The sequence below is a fragment of the Alteromonas confluentis genome (assembly GCF_001757105.1).
GTDB lineage: Bacteria > Pseudomonadota > Gammaproteobacteria > Enterobacterales > Alteromonadaceae > Alteromonas > Alteromonas confluentis.
The window spans coordinates 544,719-563,654 of the sequence record NZ_MDHN01000041.1; the positions used below are offsets into that span (position 1 = coordinate 544,719).

The 18,936-nt window shown below is 46.9% G+C and carries 15 protein-coding genes and 1 riboswitch; of the genes, 8 read left to right on the forward strand and 7 right to left on the reverse strand.

The window, feature by feature from the left end; genetic code table 11:
* Positions 1-21 precede the first annotated feature (21 nt).
* The 5 genes from BFC18_RS20255 to tkt form a co-directional block, all read right to left on the reverse strand.
* Positions 22-1,182, reverse strand: coding sequence for a GGDEF domain-containing protein (locus tag BFC18_RS20255; protein WP_070127504.1), 1,161 nt, complete (start codon positions 1,180-1,182; stop codon positions 22-24).
* 247 nt (positions 1,183-1,429) lie between these two features.
* Positions 1,430-2,329 (reverse strand): fructose bisphosphate aldolase, encoded by a 900-nt coding sequence (locus BFC18_RS20260; RefSeq protein ID WP_070127506.1) that lies wholly within the window; start codon positions 2,327-2,329, stop codon positions 1,430-1,432.
* Between the two features lie 188 nt (positions 2,330-2,517).
* Positions 2,518-3,693, reverse strand: coding sequence for a phosphoglycerate kinase (locus tag BFC18_RS20265; protein WP_070127507.1), 1,176 nt, complete (start codon positions 3,691-3,693; stop codon positions 2,518-2,520).
* Between the two features lie 30 nt (positions 3,694-3,723).
* Entirely contained in the window at positions 3,724-4,737 is a 1,014-nt protein-coding gene (gene epd, locus BFC18_RS20270; protein WP_070127508.1) for an erythrose-4-phosphate dehydrogenase, read from the reverse strand.
* Positions 4,738-4,761: 24 nt separating this feature from the next.
* Positions 4,762-6,753, reverse strand: a complete 1,992-nt coding sequence (tkt, locus tag BFC18_RS20275) for a transketolase (RefSeq protein ID WP_070127510.1) — start codon at positions 6,751-6,753, stop codon at positions 4,762-4,764.
* A 412-nt stretch (positions 6,754-7,165) separates the two neighbouring features.
* Between tkt and metK the strand changes: the two genes are divergently transcribed.
* Positions 7,166-8,311, forward strand: a complete 1,146-nt coding sequence (metK, locus tag BFC18_RS20280) for a methionine adenosyltransferase (protein WP_070127512.1) — start codon at positions 7,166-7,168, stop codon at positions 8,309-8,311.
* A 204-nt stretch (positions 8,312-8,515) separates the two neighbouring features.
* On the forward strand, positions 8,516-9,013 hold the full coding sequence (locus tag BFC18_RS20285) for a hypothetical protein (protein WP_070127514.1): 498 nt from the start codon (positions 8,516-8,518) through the stop codon (positions 9,011-9,013).
* Between the two features lie 16 nt (positions 9,014-9,029).
* Here the strand turns inward: BFC18_RS20285 and BFC18_RS20290 are convergent, their stop codons facing one another.
* The gene (locus tag BFC18_RS20290) at positions 9,030-9,542 is read right to left on the reverse strand and encodes a 3'-5' exonuclease family protein (RefSeq protein WP_070127516.1); all 513 of its coding nucleotides are present in this window, start codon (positions 9,540-9,542) and stop codon (positions 9,030-9,032) included.
* 164 nt (positions 9,543-9,706) lie between these two features.
* On the opposite strand from BFC18_RS20290, the gene BFC18_RS20295 reads away from it, so the two are divergent.
* The gene (locus tag BFC18_RS20295; protein ID WP_083273209.1) at positions 9,707-10,912 is read left to right on the forward strand and encodes an ABC transporter substrate-binding protein; all 1,206 of its coding nucleotides are present in this window, start codon (positions 9,707-9,709) and stop codon (positions 10,910-10,912) included.
* A 167-nt stretch (positions 10,913-11,079) separates the two neighbouring features.
* Positions 11,080-13,767: a hybrid sensor histidine kinase/response regulator gene (locus tag BFC18_RS20300; protein ID WP_139139053.1), complete on the forward strand. Its 2,688-nt coding sequence runs from the start codon at positions 11,080-11,082 to the stop codon at positions 13,765-13,767.
* A 78-nt stretch (positions 13,768-13,845) separates the two neighbouring features.
* On the opposite strand, the gene BFC18_RS20305 is transcribed toward BFC18_RS20300, so the two are convergent.
* Positions 13,846-14,139 (reverse strand): PEP-CTERM sorting domain-containing protein, encoded by a 294-nt coding sequence (locus tag BFC18_RS20305; RefSeq protein ID WP_070127520.1) that lies wholly within the window; start codon positions 14,137-14,139, stop codon positions 13,846-13,848.
* A 727-nt stretch (positions 14,140-14,866) separates the two neighbouring features.
* Positions 14,867-14,940: riboswitch (cyclic di-GMP riboswitch) on the forward strand.
* Positions 14,941-15,002: 62 nt separating this feature from the next.
* Here BFC18_RS20305 and BFC18_RS20310 point away from each other — a divergent pair.
* The 4 genes from BFC18_RS20310 (at position 15,003) to tnpC (ending at position 18,915) form a co-directional block, all read left to right on the forward strand.
* A complete protein-coding gene (locus BFC18_RS20310) occupies positions 15,003-16,202 on the forward strand; it encodes a hypothetical protein (RefSeq protein WP_070127522.1) in 1,200 nt (399 codons plus the stop codon).
* A 462-nt stretch (positions 16,203-16,664) separates the two neighbouring features.
* Positions 16,665-16,982, forward strand: coding sequence for an IS66 family insertion sequence element accessory protein TnpA (gene tnpA / locus BFC18_RS20315; protein ID WP_070125566.1), 318 nt, complete (start codon positions 16,665-16,667; stop codon positions 16,980-16,982).
* Entirely contained in the window at positions 16,979-17,329 is a 351-nt protein-coding gene (gene tnpB, locus BFC18_RS20320; RefSeq protein ID WP_070125565.1) for an IS66 family insertion sequence element accessory protein TnpB, read from the forward strand. Before tnpA ends, tnpB begins: the two co-directional genes overlap by 4 nt.
* An 86-nt stretch (positions 17,330-17,415) precedes the next feature.
* Complete coding sequence (gene tnpC, locus BFC18_RS20325) at positions 17,416-18,915, forward strand: IS66 family transposase (RefSeq protein ID WP_070125564.1); 1,500 nt, start codon at positions 17,416-17,418, stop codon at positions 18,913-18,915.
* Positions 18,916-18,936 lie beyond the last annotated feature (21 nt).

Consider the following 18,936-nt stretch of genomic DNA (forward strand, 5'->3'; position numbering starts at 1 on the left):
AACAACCGACAGTGCTTTGTATTAGCTCTGTGCGCGTTTTACCTGGTCGCGGCCTGATGCTTTAGCGCGATATAGCGCTTCGTCTGCCTGGCGGATGCCGTCGAAGATGGTGTCATCTGCGTTCAGGCTTGCTACCCCAAAAGACGCAGTGAGCTTCAATGTGGTGTTTTCTACCTTGATCTCCGCATCTCTTACCTCGTCGCAAAGCCGTTGGGCCATGGTAGACGCTTGCTGAATGTCGGCGTTAGGTAATACGATAAGAAACTCTTCTCCCCCCATACGAACCAGTGTATCGCCGCTGCGTAATAAATCACTGATGATGTGAGCAAATTGCTTGAGCGCTTCATCTCCTGCTGGGTGGCCGTGCTGATCATTCACTTTTTTGAAGAAGTCGATATCACAAACCACAACTGAAAAATGCTGCTCATGGCGCTGGGCGTGAGCTAACATGCGAACGGATTCGCGATAGAGATAGTGGCGGTTTTTAGCGCCTGTAAGCGCATCAATGTAGGCCTGCGTACTCAGCCGAATAAATAAAGATTGCATCAGGCTGGCGGGAAAACCCAGCATAAACAACAAGCAAAGCATGAATATGGCAACAAAAGCCACTTCCGTACCCACCGGCTCTCCCGGCTCCAACCACATGCGATAAAAAGGCACCCCAAACACCACGCCAATGGTGGTAAGTGACACGACGATAAAAATCATTTCATCGCCGCCGCGGTTGTCGGGAATATTTTGGTAAATCAGACGCAAGGTTAAACCAAGAGGAATAAGCACACAAATCGACACCAGCATTTCACGAATTAATAGCTGGTTATTACCCAAATAGAAATATAACGATAAGGCTTCGCAAAATACTAGGTGCAGAATGATCATCGCAATTTGCTTGTGGGTTAAAACCTGTCCGTAGCGTTTGAGTACGGTGAGATACAACATGTACATGGCTAGCAACACACAGAGATTTAACGTTGCTGCACTAGCGAGAGGGAAGCCTAATGGTTGCAGGCAAATACCGAGAAAAGCGAACCATAGCGTAACGAGGAATAGACGGCCGTAAATAGGGCTTTGGGCTTTTACCCGCTGTGAGGGAACGGGCAACACAAACGTGAACGCGACACCTACGCCGACCAGCAAGCTCAAAATGCCAATCAAAAAGTAGATTTGTTCAAAAGTGTTCACTACCACTGATCCTTCAATTCCGGCGGGATTTACCGCCTTCTAGCGCACCTAACTGATCACTTTTTGATCACACCGAAACAATAGACATCGAATATAGGTGTGTCAATTCCATTGTGAATTGTACGAAAGGTAAAATAATAACGTTATAGATTTATAAATTATACAACTAAAGTATAGGATGTTTTTAATAAACAGGAAAGGAAGGAGAGAGAAAACCGACGCGAAACCACGTCGGCTTTGATTTGAATTAAGATTTTGAAGCCTGGTAAATACCTTCGATGGCTGCATCGAGTGTTTTATCAAACTCAGCATCAGACTGCTGCGCAGATACACCTTCAGTCAATGCACGAGAGAATGAAGCAATAATGCCTTGGTTCTCTGCCAGTTTCGCGTTGGCTTCGTCGCGGCTATAACCACCTGAAAGCGCCACTACTTTAATCACTTTAGGGTGATCCACCAGCTCTTTATAGAAGTTATCTTGCGTTGGCAGTGTCAGCTTAAGCATAACTTCCTGGCCTTCGTCGAGCAGGTTTAACTGGGTCAGAATTTCCAGCTTCAGCAGCGCTTCGGCTTCGGCTTTCTGCGGGCTGTTAATGTCTACTTCAGGCTCGATAATAGGAACCAGGCCAGCAGCAATAATTTGCTTACCCACGGTGAACTGCTGTTCAACAATCGCCTTGATGCCTTCGTGGTTAGCCATTTTAACCACAGAACGCATTTTGGTACCGAATACGTCTTGTGCCACGGCTTTCGCCAGTAATGCATCCAACGCAGGCATGGGCTTCATTAGCTGAACGCCATTCGCTTCTTCTTCCAATCCTTTGTCTACTTTCAGGAATGGAATAATACGCTTTTTCTCCCACAGGAATTTCGCTGTAGGGATACCTTCAATGTCACGGTCGAGTGTATTTTCAAACAGAATTGCACCAATAACGCGTTCGCCACTGAACACATCGCTGGTGATAATGCGGGTACGCATGGCATGAACCATGTCGAACATTTGCTCATCTGAACTGTACTCAGACGGTTCAATACCATAAAGTTTCAGTGCTTTTGGGGTACTACCACCACTTTGATCCAGCGCGGCAATAAAACCTTTTTGCACTTTGATTTTATCCAGCATAGCTTGCTGAGCTTGTGATGCCATGAGCAACACTCCTTTTTATTTTCCGTCATTACAACGGCTGTAGGGTTGGGAAAATACTCAAGCGTTCCGCAGCGTCCGAAATACATAATGGGGCGGACGAGGCGGAATCGACTTCAGTATATTGTCGGCAAACGTCACTGTTCGCCGACAAATTGGGTAACGCGATTACGTTACACAGTGGCTGTTTCTTATTTGTTTTTTTCTTCTAAAACAGCAACTGCAGGCAATGTTTTGCCTTCCAGGAATTCCAGGAAAGCACCACCACCGGTGGAGATATACGATATCTTATCAGCGATCTCGTACTTATCTACCGCAGCCAGGGTGTCGCCACCACCAGCAATTGAGAATGCATCGCTGTCGGCAATGGCGTGAGCCAGCGACTTGGTACCTGATGCAAACTGATCGAATTCAAATACCCCAACTGGACCATTCCAAACAATGGTACCGGCATTTTTGAGGATTTCTTCCAGCGCCGCTGACGAATGAGGACCAATATCGAACACCATGTCTTCGTCGCTGATTTGGTCTACCGCTTTTAGCGTGGCAGGCGTAGATTCAGAGAACTCCGTACCGACAATCACATCGGTAGGCACTGGAATATCACCGCCGTTGGCTTGGGCCTGGGCGATCAACTCTTTCGCTTCGTCAACCAGGTCCATTTCAACCAGTGATTTACCCACGTTATGGCCCTGTGCGGCAATAAACGTATTGGCAATACCGCCACCAACAATAAGCTGGTCGACTTTTTCAGCCAGGGTTTTCAGCACGGTGAGTTTTGTCGATACTTTAGAACCACCAACAATGGCTACCATTGGGCGCTTAGGGTTGTCCAGGGCTTTGCCTAACGCATCAAGCTCAGCAGCCAGCAGCGGGCCAGCGCAAGCTTTAGGTGCAAACTTTGCTACACCGTGGGTCGATGCCTGGGCGCGGTGCGCGGTACCAAATGCGTCCATCACAAAGATGTCGCACAGGGCGGCGTACTGCTTGGATAATGCTTCGTCGTCTTTCTTTTCGCCCTTGTTGAAGCGAACGTTTTCCAGAATAACCAGTTCACCGGCTTTTACTTCAACGCCGTCGAGATAGTCTTTTACCAGGGAAACCGGCACATCCAGGGCATCGTTCAGGTAATCAACCACAGGCTGCAGTGAATATTCTGCTTCGTAATTGCCTTCTTCAGGGCGGCCCAGGTGAGACATCACCATTACCGCGGCGCCCGCTTCCAGCGCGGCTTTGATAGTAGGAATAGATGCCTTGATGCGGGCATCAGAAGTGACTTTACCGTCTTTTACCGGTACGTTCAGATCCTGACGGATCAACACGCGCTGTCCATCCAGCGCAAAATCCTGCATGCTTGGAATTGCCATAGTTTTCCCTTAAAAACTCAGTTACTTTCCTCAACACCCCGACTGGTACATAGCCAGCGTGGTATCAATCATCCGATTCGCGAATCCCCATTCGTTGTCACACCATACCAGTGTTTTCACCAGTTGTCGGTGGCTCACGCGGGTTTGCGTGCCATCAACGATGCATGAATGCGGGTCGTGATTAAAATCTACAGAGACTAACGGCGCTTCCGAATAACCTAATATACCCGAAAGTCGTCCTTCTCGCGCTTTTTTCAGTGCGTTGTTTACGTCCGAAATGTTCACTTCGGATTCCAGCGTAACACTTAAATCCATCGCCGTGACGTTTACCGTGGGCACGCGTACTGCAATCGCTTCAAACTTGCCGGCAAATTTCGGCAAGATACGTTCAATACCAGCAGCAAGGCGGGTATCTACAGGAATAATTGATTGACTCGCTGCCCGCGCCCGGCGCAGATCTTTATTGTAAGCATCAATAACCTGCTGATCATGCATGGAAGCGTGAATAGTGGTTATGGTTCCGCTTAATACCCCGAACGCATTATCCAGTGCCTGGATAACCGGCACAATGCAGTTGGTTGTACAGGAGCCGTTAGACACTAAACGATGTTCAGAAGTGAGAGACTCTTCGTTAGTACCGAAGATAATGGTGTTATCGAGATCAGTGCTGCCAGGTTGGGAAAACAGTACCTTCCCTGCCCCCGCATCCAAATGCGCCTGACCGGCCACGCGATCAGAAAACACACCGGTGCATTCCAGCACAATGTCTACGCCTAGCTGTTGCCAGGGCAGATTGCTGATATCGGGTTCAGCCAGCAACCGGATGCTGTCTCCGGCCACATTAAGCTGATCATCATGAAGATGCACATCAAAACCGAAACGACCATGGGTTGTGTCGTATTTCAGCAGATGGGCAATACCTTGCGGTTCTGCCAGATCATTAATCGCAACCACTTTTATCAACTGATTGCGCCCTGTTTCATACAGGGCGCGAAGTACGTTACGACCAATGCGGCCAAAACCATTTATGGCAACTCGGACCATAAAAAACCGCCTGTTGTCGAACTGTTATAAAGACTGTGCTGCCTCAACAACGGCATCGGTAGTGATGCCGAAGTGTTTGAACAGTTCGCCTGCTGGGCCAGATTCACCGAAGGTGTCCATGCCCACAATAGCGCCGCCGAAACCGACGTACTTGTACCAGGAGTCTTTCGCCAAGGCTTCAACCGCAACACGTTTCGTTACCGCTGCAGGCAGAACAGATTCTTTGTACTCGGCACTTTGACGGTCGAAAGCATCCGTACAAGGCATAGACACAACGCGGGCTTTCACGCCGCTTTCAGCGAGTTTCTCAGCTGCCGCGACAGCCAGCTGTACTTCTGAGCCTGTACCAATCAGCAGCACATCAGGTGTACCGGCGGTATCTTTCAAGATGTAACCACCTTTAGCGATGTCGGCAACCTGCGCTGCAGAGCGTTCTTGCTGCGGTAATCCCTGGCGGGTGAAAATTAATGTGGTAGGACCATCTTTACGCAGAATCGACTCTTTCCAGGCCACTGCAGACTCAACCTGGTCACAAGGTCGCCAGTTGTCAAGGTTAGGCGTAGAACGTAAAGCCACCAATTGCTCAACCGGTTGGTGAGTTGGGCCATCTTCGCCCAGACCAATAGAATCGTGGGTATAAACGAAAATCGAAGGCGCTTTCATCAGGGCTGCCATACGCACTGCGTTACGGGCATATTCCATAAACATCAGGAAGGTAGCGCCGTAAGGCTTGAAGCCGCCGTGTAAGGTAATGCCGTTCATCATGGCCGACATACCGAATTCACGTACACCGTAATAGATGTAGTTACCAGACGCGTCTTTCGCATCTACGCCTTTTGAACCCGACCAGATTGTCAGGTTAGAACCGGCGAGGTCAGCAGAGCCACCCAGCAGTTCAGGCAGTAACGGGCCGTAGGCGTTCAGTGCATTTTGCGACGCTTTACGGGTAGCCGGTGCATCAGGGTTGGCTTGCAAGTCTGCAATGTAAGCATCTGCTTTTTCTACAAAATCAACCGGCACGTCACCATTAATACGACGGGTAAATTCTGCTGCCAGTTCAGGGAACGCTTTTTCGTAGGCGGCAAAGGCTTCGTTCCAGCTCGCTTCTGCTGCGCTACCTTTTTCCTTGCCATCCCACTCAGCGTAAATGTCTGCTGGTACTTCAAACGGACCATGGTCCCAGTTCAGCTCTTTGCGGGTTAATGCAATTTCATCATCACCCAGCGGTGCACCGTGACAATCTTCTTTACCTTGCTTGTTAGGCGAACCAAAACCAATGATGGTTTTGCAGCAAATCAGCGTAGGTTGGGTAGTGTTCGCGCGGGCCGCTTCTACTGCCGAGCGAATTTGCTCAGGATCGTGACCATCAACGCCCGCAATCACTTGCCAGCCGTAAGATTCAAAACGTTTTACTGTGTCGTCGGTGAACCAGCCTTCTACTTCACCGTCGATAGAAATACCGTTGTCATCGTAGAACGCAATCAGCTTGCCTAAGCCCAGCGTACCAGCCAGTGAACAGGTTTCGTGAGAGATACCTTCCATCAAACAGCCGTCGCCTAAGAAGGTGTAGGTGTAGTGGTCGACGATGTCGTGACCATCTTGGTTAAACTGTGCAGCCAGTACTTTTTCAGCCAGCGCCATACCTACCGCGTTGCTGATACCCTGACCTAACGGACCTGTGGTGGTTTCTACGCCCGGTGCATAGCCGTACTCAGGGTGACCTGGCGTTTTTGAATGTAACTGACGGAAATTCTTCAGTTCTTCCAGCGGCAACTCGTAACCTGTGAGGTGCAGCAATGAGTAGAGCAGCATAGAGCCGTGGCCGTTTGAAAGCACAAAGCGGTCGCGGTTAGCCCAGTTCGGGTTGGAAGGGTTGTGTGACAGATAATCGCACCACAGAACTTGCGCGATGTCTGCCATTCCCATTGGGGCACCTGGGTGACCTGATTTAGCTTTCTGAACAGCATCCATACTTAATGCACGTATGGCATTAGCGAGTTCACGACGAGTTGGCATGCTAACTCCTTTGATATTGGCTAATAACTACAATTTTTGACAACCCGGAGCGTGCTCCGGAAACGAGTGGTCGTCCTGCTGCCAATAATAATGAATAAAATAGTGGCAACTATTCTTACCTAAGCATAAAACCAGTTCAATGTGTTTTATGCCGTCTATACTTATCGAATCTGGTTATTTGAATCGATATCAACATAATTTACGTAACAACGAACCATTGCTGTCAACGAAACGTAACAAATAGACTTTTAGACGTCCAGAAGTAAAGATGGTATTTTTACCCAGTCTCGGTACAATGTGAATCATAGTCCGACTGCGTTTTATACCAGCGGGCAATTGAATATACCCAACCAATCATCAGCAACCTTTAATATAAAGATGATTTGGTAAACCCCAGAATAACGGAGGATTTATGGCCGCACGCCTTTTCACATCGGAATCTGTCTCTGAAGGACATCCGGATAAAATTGCCGATCAGATTTCAGATGCTGTGCTCGATGCCATATTAGAACAGGATCCCAAAGCACGGGTTGCCTGCGAAACATATGTCAAAACTGGTATGGTTTTGGTAGGTGGTGAGATCACCACATCTGCATGGGTAGACATTGAAGAACTTACCCGTCAAACCGTTAAAGAAATTGGTTACAATCACTCTGACGTAGGCTTCGATGCCGAGTCATGTGCGGTTTTAAACGCCATTGGTAAACAATCGCCCGACATTAATCAGGGTGTAGACCGTGCACGTCCTGAAGAACAAGGTGCCGGTGACCAAGGCTTAATGTTCGGTTACGCCAGCGATGAAACTGACGTACTCATGCCTGCGCCAATTACGTATGCTCACCGTCTGGTACAAAAACAGGCTGAAGTACGTAAAAACGGCAAGCTTGATTTTCTGCGTCCAGATGCGAAAAGCCAGGTAACCTTCGTTTACGAAAACGACAAGCCAGTAGGTATTGATGCGGTTGTACTGTCTACCCAGCACAACGAAACCGTTTCTACCGAGCAGCTTCGCGAAGCAGTAATGGAAGAAGTGATTAAGCCAGTTCTGCCTGCTGAATGGCTGACAAAAGACACCCAGTTCCACATTAACCCTACCGGTCGTTTTGTTATCGGTGGCCCTATGGGCGACTGTGGTTTAACTGGCCGTAAGATTATCGTAGACACCTACGGCGGCATGGCCCGTCACGGTGGTGGTGCATTCTCTGGTAAAGATCCATCAAAAGTAGACCGCTCAGCAGCCTATGCCGGTCGTTATGTGGCGAAAAACATCGTTGCAGCAGGATTAGCCAAGCGTTGTGAAATTCAGGTTTCTTACGCTATCGGTGTTGCCGAGCCAACGTCTATCAGTATCGAAACCTTTGGTACTGGCGTGGTTGACGAGAAAACGCTGGTTGCATTGGTGCGTGAACACTTCGATTTGCGCCCTTATGGCCTTATCAAGATGCTGGATCTTGAGCGCCCAATTTATCGTCCTACAGCGGCTTATGGTCACTTCGGTCGTGATGAATTCCCATGGGAAGCTACCGACAAAGCAGCAGCACTGAAAGCGTCTGTTTAAACGGTTCATCCTTTTAAATGAAAAAAACGAGTGTTCCTGACACTCGTTTTTTTGTATTTAAAATCAGCCGTCCTAAAAAAATTTAAAGATTATTTAGCAAATTTACTATTTTCTTCATCCATAAAGACTACACTTAAGTATAAGATACTCACACTTCAACTTTTAACTGGGCAGCAGACTCAGGCACACACAGGAATCCTAGCCATGAAAACATTCTGGCGAGTGAGTTTGTTGATGATGTTATCTGCGTCCGCCCTGGCCGCAGAAGATTCGTTGCTGGCAGAAAAAGAAAGTAAAACTGCCTTCGTCGCTTCCCCCTATCAATCTGAGATTTCTTTTCAGAGCAAGCGCCTGCCTAAGTGGCAATTTGGTGTGCGCTACAATCGCGAAATGCCTTATCACGACCAATGGGTAGACAGCATTACCTCTTACCAGTCGGTAGACTCAGTGCGGGTTTCCGCCAGCCGGATGATCCTGAAAAACTCAACCCAGCGCATCTTCGCCGCTTTGCAAACCAGTAACGATACCCAGGCCGCCTATTCTGAGTGGCTTTATGTACCTTACAATGCCGGTACGGCAGCCAGCGTCGGCTGGCAAATTGGCGAGCTTGATTCAGTGAAAATGGCCGTAGAATTACAATATCGCGAAGTGAGCGATACCGATATCAGTTCGTTGCTACTGGGCGTGCAATATTATTTCTAAAAGGTTTTAAGCTGTTCTAGCGTTCTGCCAAGGCCGGCAGCGACGCCGTGGAAATGTAGGTTTGCTGAATAAGTTCCGCATCTACGCTGGCGCGATGTCTGGAAACACTGTTCGCTTCCATCAGCGTCTGCTTAGTGGCGTGCCAGTGCTCCATCTGAGTTTCTGACAATATATATTCCAGCGCACTGAGCTTGAAGGTCATTAACACGCCGGCCTCAGCATAAAGATTAATTAGCCAAGGATAGTCGACCACCCAACCATCTGAATAGGCGACGTGTTTGCCCATGAACGCATTTAACTGTTTGCACACCTCAATACCGGATTGCCCGTATTTCTCCAGTTGTTTGCGGCTAATACCGTGCAACGCTTCGGCTTCGGAACTCCAATGGTGCCACCCCGGATATGGCTTAATCAATCGACAAAACCGCGCCCCATCGGCACGCTTAACACCAATTTCAATGGGAAAACTGTCACTGCCAAAGCCACTGGCTTCAACATCAAGAATGGTAGGAGGCTGAATGATAGACACGCTTCAGGTTATTGATTATTCATACCTTAAAACTAAGTGCCTATGGGAAAAGGTGCAAGTTTTTATTGCTGTAAATTCCCCCATCCTTTGTCTAATTGCAGAATTACCGTAAGCCACTACTATTTAGCGTGTCTTGAGCCAATGAAGAAAGTTATTAGATTTCAATGAACACGTTCCGCCCCCTTCTACTGCTGATCGCTACGCTAACGGTATACTCCACCGTTGCCTTTGCTACGAATGAAAATGCAGCGAATGAGACGACTGACAAACTGACCCTCGCCCTCGATGCCGACTTAAGCGCCGTGGCCGTTGAAGGTGGCTTTGCTATTCGTGAGGGTATGGAAATCGCCATTGACGAAATTAACCAGCAAGGCGGCGTGCTAGGCAAACAACTGGAGCTGGTATTACGTGACCATCGTGGGAATCCGGCGCGAGGCGTTCGCAACATCGAAAACCTGGCAGACCACAAGCAATTACTTGCCGTATTTGGTGGCGTACACACGCCTGTGGCCCTGGCTGAACTGGAAAAGATTCATCAGCACAATTTATTGTTCATGATCCCCTGGGCCGCCGGCACAACCATTGTCGATAATAACTTCACGCCCAATAATGTTTTTCGCGTATCAATTCGTGACCAAGAAGCCGGTCAGGTGCTTATTCGTCATGCCAGCGAGCGAAACATAAAGCGGGTCGCGCTGGTATTGGAACGTACGGGCTGGGGGCGTTCAAATCAAAGCTCGTTAACCAAAGCGGCTGGCGAATACGGGCTGAATATCGTTAATACCCAATGGATTAACTGGCGACAGGATAATTTTGATACTGAAGTGCAATCGATCATCGAATCGGGTGCTGAGGCAATTATATTAGTAGCTAATGCCCCTGAATCTGCCGTCGTTGCCAAAACCCTCATTGCGAAGCAAGCGGTTAACTTACCAGTAATCGCTCACTGGGGTTTAGCCGGTGGAGATTTTGTTGCGCTAACCGGTTTGGAAAACCTGAGCCAACTGGATATCTCGGTTATCCAAACATTTAGCTTTTTACAGCAAAAGAACACAAAAGCGACTTACCTGTTTAACGAGTACCAACGCAGAAACGGAGAAACGACGGAGTCCGCCGTACCCGCCGTGGTTGGCGTGGCACATAGCTACGATTTAGTGCACCTGCTGGCCAAGGCCACCGAGCAAGCTGGCACCGCCGATCCAGATAAAATTCGACATGCACTGGAAAATCTGCCACCGTTAGAAGGCGCGGTAAAACGTTACGCGCCGGCGTTCTCCCCGAGCTTCCATGATGCGCTTCTGGCTGAGGATTATTTTATGACAACTTTTAATGAGAACGGACATCTCGTTCCTTTGTCTGCACAACCGTGACTGCGCGCCCGACTCTTTATCACCAACTACAACGTTATATTCTACCTCGCCTGTTAACCGCGTTGAGTGTTATCAGCGTTATTCTGTGTCTGTGCATTTTTTACGTTGCAAAAAATCAAATAAAAACAGAGCAGCAAACTAACCTGCAATATCTCAAGCAGGATTTAATGATTACCCTGGATAATACCCAGCAGTTGATGGAAGGGATTGCCGCCAACGACTTGTTGATCAACAGCTTGATAGATATTCAGCAGCGGAAAAATTATCTGCCGGTGTTTTTTGGTTCGCTGCGTTTTACCCGGGCAAAAGTTTATAGCTTAGGGCTTTTCGAATTTGATGGCACTTTGCTCATCGAAACCCACAGTAACCAGCCGATGTCCGCTTCAATGGCGAACAGTTGGCAAGAAACCGTACTGCAACAATCGAATTCCTATCGGCAAATTACCGAAGACGGTGTGTTAATTGCCGTGCCGGTATTAATTGCAGGCGCAGCAGAAGGCGCACTGGCCCTTTATATCCCGTCATTTCAGGAACTCATTTACGAAAGAGACACTACCGCATATCAACTCATTGTAGATAGCCAGGGCAAAATACTGTTTTCAAGCCACCCAGATTTCTTCAAGGTAAATACTCACTTCGACCAGCAAAAATACGAATACTGGACATCACAGGAAACCGAATGGCAAGGCCTCACGCTCATTAGCCAAGCGCCCGCATTAGATGCCTATTCCAACGTTTTGTGGCTGATCCCCGCCATACTCATAACCTTAAGCATGGCGATTGTAATTAGTTATTACGCCACAAACCGGGCAGCACGTCTTAGTGCCTCTACCCTGCGTGGGTTGCACGACGATATTCAGCAAAGTGCAACCCGCCGTCAGCCCCAATCTGCGGAAGACCGAATTGAAGAAGCGCAGGAACTGGCTGAAATCAGGGAAGCGTTTAATGCGTTAGTAAACAATATCAGCTCCATCACCCTTTCAAACCGGCAATTTTCGAACGCTATCGATTCGCTGGAAGAGATCTTGGTGGTATTGGACTCAGACAGCAATAAGATCCTCGCGAACCGCGCCTTTAATCAGTACATCCTGTATTACGACCTGAACGAATCGCAGATCGTGAGCGTGAAGAACCGGCTTTCGGGCAATACGAAAAGCCTGCAACGCACCTACGCCTCACTAAGCGAAAAAGCACCGGTTATCATAAACTGGACTGCCCTGCCCTTGCTCGACGACAACCGCATGCAAGTAGGTACCATTCTGGTAGGCAACGACGTTTCCAAGCAACGGGTATTAGAGAAGCGGATTAACGTAATTAATCACGCTATTAAAGCCGCTACTGTGCCCATTCTTATTGCCGATGCGAAGAAAAAGGGCTTTCCCGTTATTTACGCCAACCCCCATTTCAGTCGGGTAACGGGTTTCAAAGAAGATGAGACCTTGCATCATACCTTCTTACTGATGAGGGAACTGGAAGCTGTACCAGAAAAAGCCGACAAGATAAAAACGGCGTTACAACAAGGTACCGCTTGCGATGAAACCTTGCTGTGCTATCGCAAAAACAAAACGCCACTGTATATTCAGGTAATACTCACCCCCGTGTTTAACGAAGGTGAGTTGGAGCACTTCGTTGCCTTCTTTCAGGATGTAACCGAGCGGGAGCAAGGACAGCAGTTTCTCGAAGAAGCCCGTTTACGCGCGGAAGAATCTGCCCGGCTGAAATCGAGCTTTCTTGCCAGCATGTCGCATGAGGTACGCACACCTTTGCATGGTGTATCGGGTGCGTTGCAACTGGTAAGCAAAACCGCGCTGGATAAAACGCAACAGCATTATGTTGGCCTGGCCGATGAGAGCATTCGCAACTTACAGCACATTGTGGATGACATTCTCGACTTCTCAAAAATTGAAGCAGGACAACTTAAGCTGGAAAATGTGCCCTATAACCTGCCCTTGCTGCTAGAAACCTTGTACGAACAGTTCAGCATCAGCAGTGATGAAAAGGGCCTACAGCTTAATTTGGATACCGAGCTGGCCGAGCATGTGATGGTGCAAGGCGACCCCGTGCGGTTGCGTCAGGTATTGAGTAACCTGTTAAGCAATGCGGTTAAATTTACCCAGAACGGCAGCATTTTACTTTCAGTGAGTCTTGTAGAAACAAGCAGCGAACAATGGCAGTTACAGGGTTTTGTGCAAGACAGCGGCATCGGCATAGATGAAGGCAACCTCGACAGCATCTTTGAGGTGTTTCAGCAGGAAGATACATCAACCACCCGAAAATTTGGTGGTACGGGATTGGGCCTTTCTATCAGCAGGCAACTCTGCCGCCTTATGCAAGGCGACCTCACCGTTCAAAGTCGCAAAGACGAAGGCAGTAAATTCTTGTTCACCGTAGCCGTTTCCAGACCCGCATACGAAGCGTACATTGCCTCGCCAGACACAACTAAACACAGCGAGCCAGAAGCTACGCTACAACCCAGCCGCATACTGATTGTGGAAGACAACGAGATTAATCAGCTTATCGCCCGGGAACATTTAAGCGAACACAAAACGCTCACCGCCAAAAACGGTGTAGAAGCGCTGGAAGCACTGAAACGACTTAAAGTGCAGTTCGATGTGATTTTAATGGACTGCCACATGCCAAAAATGGATGGCTTTGAGACCACACGGCGCATCCGCGCAGGTGAAGCCGGTGAGCGATATACAGAAGTACCTATTATTGCGCTAACAGCGAATGCCATGAAAGGTGATAGAGAGCGTTGTGAAGCAGCGGGCATGGATGATTATATTAGTAAGCCGTTTACTGCCAAGCGGTTATTGAAAGCAGTGAGTAACGCCAGATACAAAAAGGGCCAGTAAATCATACTGGCCCTTCAAATTTATTTATCACTTTCAGGGCCTAATTTAGCGGCCCTGATGAGTAAAGATTCTAACAGCTTACTTCGCTTTGCGGCGACGCAGGCTAGCCAAACCTACCAAGCTTAAGCCCATAATAGCGATTGACGTTGGCTCTGGTACGTTTACAGACAGGTTGAAATCGCCTGATGCCAATGCGATATCAGTCGCCTGGTTGTTGCTGTCGAAAGACAGGAACTTGAAGCCGTTGTCCAGGCCAGTCACGTTGCTTACCAATGCATCCATATCGATATCGCGGGTTAGGTCGAAGAACAGAACGAAACCGTCACCGTAATAATCGCCCCAGTTGAAAGACAACGCAGAACCCGCGGACATTTCATCAGCGTCATCAACAAAAGTGTAAGCACCATTGTGCGGTACGGATCGTCATTTTCATAAACTGGGACAATTAAAATATTTGGAGTAAAAAAACAAGTGCAAACTTACAAAACACATTCTACGTTGCGCACTAAATCTAACAATATTTAATTAAAAATTTATCAATAGTAAAAAAGATTGATTAAAAAACACTCGCGCATTACTCTCGCAGATCTTAATCTTTTATAAATCCGTAACTTGTATAAACTTAATCATAAATATAATGTGACACTATTCTATGTAGCGATAGTCCTTTAATACACTATCTTTTAAAAAAGATACTATTAAAGACCTTAAAGAATAAATTGAAAACCCTAGAACTGGCCCGAACACTACAATTAAAACAAAGGGTTAGAATAATTTTCGTGCAGATAGGATTGAAGCAAGAATGCATTTTGATTAAAATCAATAAGCATAGACTTCGAGAGAAACATTTACATTTATAAAACATCACATGTATTTTTTCTCACTCACGAGCTGCGTTCGTTGCCTGACATTTTCGCTATTCAGTGGGTAGTAAAAAAACCTTTTTAAACCCACATAATCTGTTGTTTTTACTTTTGAAAAATTGTAAAGTCGCATTTACAAACTCTAGCATCTAGATTTGTACCTTAATTTCTATTTTAATTAGAAACTCGCTTAAACCTTAATCTATTGTAACAATTCAGCAATAAATTTTAATTGTCTTACGAAAAGGCAAACCTCCAGTAATGAAGGGACGCAAAGCCACGGGTCTTCTAAGATAGCCGGGTTGTCGGTATTAAAATTTAAATCCGAAATTTTCGGAAACTATGCTTAAATACCACTTGAATGGAACCTTTATGCAAAACTCATTAAAGTTATTTTGCAGTGCACTTTTATTAAATGCCACAACAGCCGGCGCGACTTATAATCATCATGATTTTGAAGAGAAAATCTACTTTTCAGATACAATGCAGAAATTTGATGGTGTCTCTACAATATATAGAATCGAGCTTGATACAAACGCAGAAACAGCAACTCTTATCCCACTACAAATCAACGAAAATTCAGATGGTATAGCCGAATATGATCACATTGATGTATTAGCGTCCTCAACAGATGGTAATACATTGTGGATGATTAATTCACTTTATGCTGAATCCACCGAACTGCTAAAATATAACGTACAATCAACCAGCTTAGAGAGTATCGGCCTTGTCTCTTGGGATGGACCAGAAGCAGAAGGCGACGCAGACCAAGCGGCAGTTGCACCTAATGGTGATCTGTATATTACTCGCAAATATAGTAACTTTGTGTACCGCTTAGACACAACAACAGCACAAGCTGAATTTATCGGTGAAGTCACGGATACAAACTTAAATGGTGGAGATATTTCGTTTGGTAGAAACGGGGTACTTTACATGAAAAACTATGCAGGGTTATTTATACTAGATATCGAAAATGTATCAGAACAGAATATCCCTGCAGAAATGATTGGTACTAGCGGTGTGTTTTATACTGGTCTCGCTAACAGAGATGGCGGTTATGGTAATTTACTGGTTTCAAACCGAGAAGATAGCACCTTCGAAGAAGTAAGTCCTGATAGCGGATTAATACTCAAAAGTTACATTATGCTTACAGAAAGCGGAGCTCCATATAGCCATCAGCTTGGTGGTGATATGGCTACGGGGCCTTTCCAAACTTGTAATAGGAATGTTGATTTCTGGAAAAACAATAGCTGGAGAGATCAATCAATCACTATAAACGGACTTCATATAGATGAAATTGTAGGTAGATTCGGTACAAAATCAGAAGGTAGAGAACCCTATAATGGTATGCTTTGGAACACAAGAAACTACACATACAGCAAAGTATATGCTCAACTGATAGCAGCAAAACTCAATACTTTTAATTCATCAAACTCTAGTTTGATTAATAGTGCAGAATCATTCTTGCGTGGAAAATCTCCATCGAAGAAAGTTAAATTCTGGGATATCTTTCACTATACATTGTACAAAACAGCACTATACAAATTTAATAAAAAGAATAAGTGTAAATAAAGTATTGTTAAAGATCTACTCTACGATTAACTGAGTAGACTTCCTTAATGGTTATAGCGGCTATCTGCAAGTGGATAAATGTGTTTGAGTCTGTGACGGACTGTCAGTAGCAGCTCAGCAAACCCGAAACCGATATTGCGCAGCTTCTACCATGGCAGTTTGCTAAACGTTAGATGGGGATAACTGTTTACACAGAAACGGCATGTCTGTCGGAATACAGTATTCAGTTGTGAAAATCCCTGCTATCACCCTTCCCTTTCAAGGCTTTAAATAATAAAAACCGGCTCGTCTGAGCCGGTTTTCTAATCCTTACAGCTTTAAAGCAGACTTAATTCGCCTGCTGTCGCATTATTTTACTTTGCGACGCATGCCAGCCAAGCCTAACAGGTAACCGTCCGGTAATCCCCACATTCAAAAACTGATGTCGCTACTGCATCGTGTTCTTTTGCTAAGGAGAACACCATGCGATACCAACGACGAGACGTTAATACCTGGCTGGCGCTTTTCGAACGTCAGGAACAAAGTGGATTATCAGCGGTGGCGTTCTGCCGTCAGCATCAGATAAACATTCAGACGTTTTATGCCAGACGCAGTGACATCCGGCTTCAGCGAACCAGCAATAAGTTTGTTCACGTTAAGCGCGAAGTCACCACGTTCGAATCCCGTATTGAAGATGACCCGCAGACCCTTTCGCTTGAATGCGCTGCTTCGACATTGCGCATACCCGCCAATGTCAGCCCACAGTGGTTAGCCGACCTGATGAAGGCGCTGAACGAATGAAGATGTTCGTCGAGCCTTCTGACATTTATCTTTATCTGGATAATGTCGACTTCCGTAAATCCATCAACGGCCTGATTGTCGTGGTGGAACAGCAGATGGAATTGAATCCGTTCCGGGATGCGTTGTTTGTGTTCTGCAATAAAAAGCGGGATAAACTGAAGGTGTTGTACTGGGATAAAACTGGCTTTGCCCTGTGGTATAAGCGCCTGGAGAAGCATCGCTTCAAATGGCCATCAGACACTGAATTACAGCACATGCACCTGAGTGAGCAGCAGTTGCAGTGGCTATTGTCGGGCTTTGATGTGATAGGCCATTCGCCATTGAACTACACGGCTTCCGGCTTATAACCGGTGATCATAAGTAGCATTTATCGATCACGAAATAGTCTGAATAACATCAGGTAATCAGTACCTTAATCGGCGATAATAGTCTTATGAACGAAGAAGATTATCAACGCCGCATCGCTGAACTGGAGCAGCAGCTCCGGGAATTGAATAACCGGTATCAATACCTGGAAGAGCAGTTCCGTATCGCACAGCAAAAACAGTTTGGCAAAAGTACTGAAGGCCACCCTGGTCAGGGTGAGCTGTTTAATGAGGCGGAAGAACTGACTGCCGATGTTGAAACGCCAGAGCAGGAAACCATCAGCTATACACGCAATAAACCTAAGCGTAAACCACTGCCTGAGGACTTGCCGCGTGAAGTCATCGTTCACGATATCCCTGATGAAGATAAAGTCTGTGGTTGCTGCGCTGGCACACTGCACTGCATCGGTGAAGATAAGTCTGAGAAACTTCAGTTCATTCCTGCTCAGGTGAAAGTGATTGAGCATGTACGTCCGAAATATGCGTGCCGTACCTGCGAAAAAGAGGGTATCAGCAATACGGTTAAACAAGCGCCGGTACCTCACAGCGTTATCCCTAAAGGCTATGCAACACCCAGCTTGTTAAGCCAGATAATCACCAGCAAATATCAGTATGGTCTGCCACTTTACCGGCAGGAAGCCATGTTCAAACAGCATGGCATCGAACTCAGCCGTAAAACCATGGCAGACTGGATAATCCGTTGCGCTGAGTTATTTAAACCGCTTTATGACCAGCTTCATCAACATCTGCTAAAGCAACCGGTTATCCAGGCGGATGAAACCACGCTGAAGGTTGTCGATTCTGACAAAGCGACCAGTTACATGTGGCTGTATGCCACCGGTGCAGATTCACCGCAAGCGACCATTACCGGCTCGTCAACACCCAATATCGTACTGTACGATTATCACAATAGTCGTGCGGGGCGATGTGCCGTGGACTTCCTTGATGGTTATAGCGGCTATCTGCAAGTGGATGGCTATCAGGGCTACGAACAAACGCAGGCCACCTTAGTCGGCTGCTGGGCCCATGCGAGACGCAAGTTCATGGAAGCGAAAAAAGGCGCTGGCAGTAAAGGCAGTGGCAAAGCCGACTGGGCACTGAACCACATACAGAAGCTCTACCGTGTCGAGACGCAGTTAAAAGAAGAAACCGCAGCAACCCGCTATGCACAACGACAAGAAAAAAGCCTGCCGTTGCTTAATCAGTTTGAAGCCTGGCTGATAAAATCAGCCCAACAGGTATTACCGAAAACAAAACTCGGCGAGGCAATACAGTATTGCCTTAATCAATGGCATAAACTGGTTCGTTACACACTCGATGGCCAGCTCACCATCGACAATAACCGCGCAGAGCGAGCCATTAAACCGTTCGTCATCGGCAGAAAAAACTGGCTGTTCAGCCAGACCGCAACCGGTGCCAATGCCAGCGCCATCCTCTACAGCATCATTGAAACAGCGAAGGCTAACGACCTCAATGCGTTCGATTATGTCATGGCCTGCCTGGAGCAGCTCAGCAAACCCGAAACCGGTATCGAGCAACATCTACCATGGCAGTTTGCAAAACGATAGGTGGGATTAGCGGACGCTTAC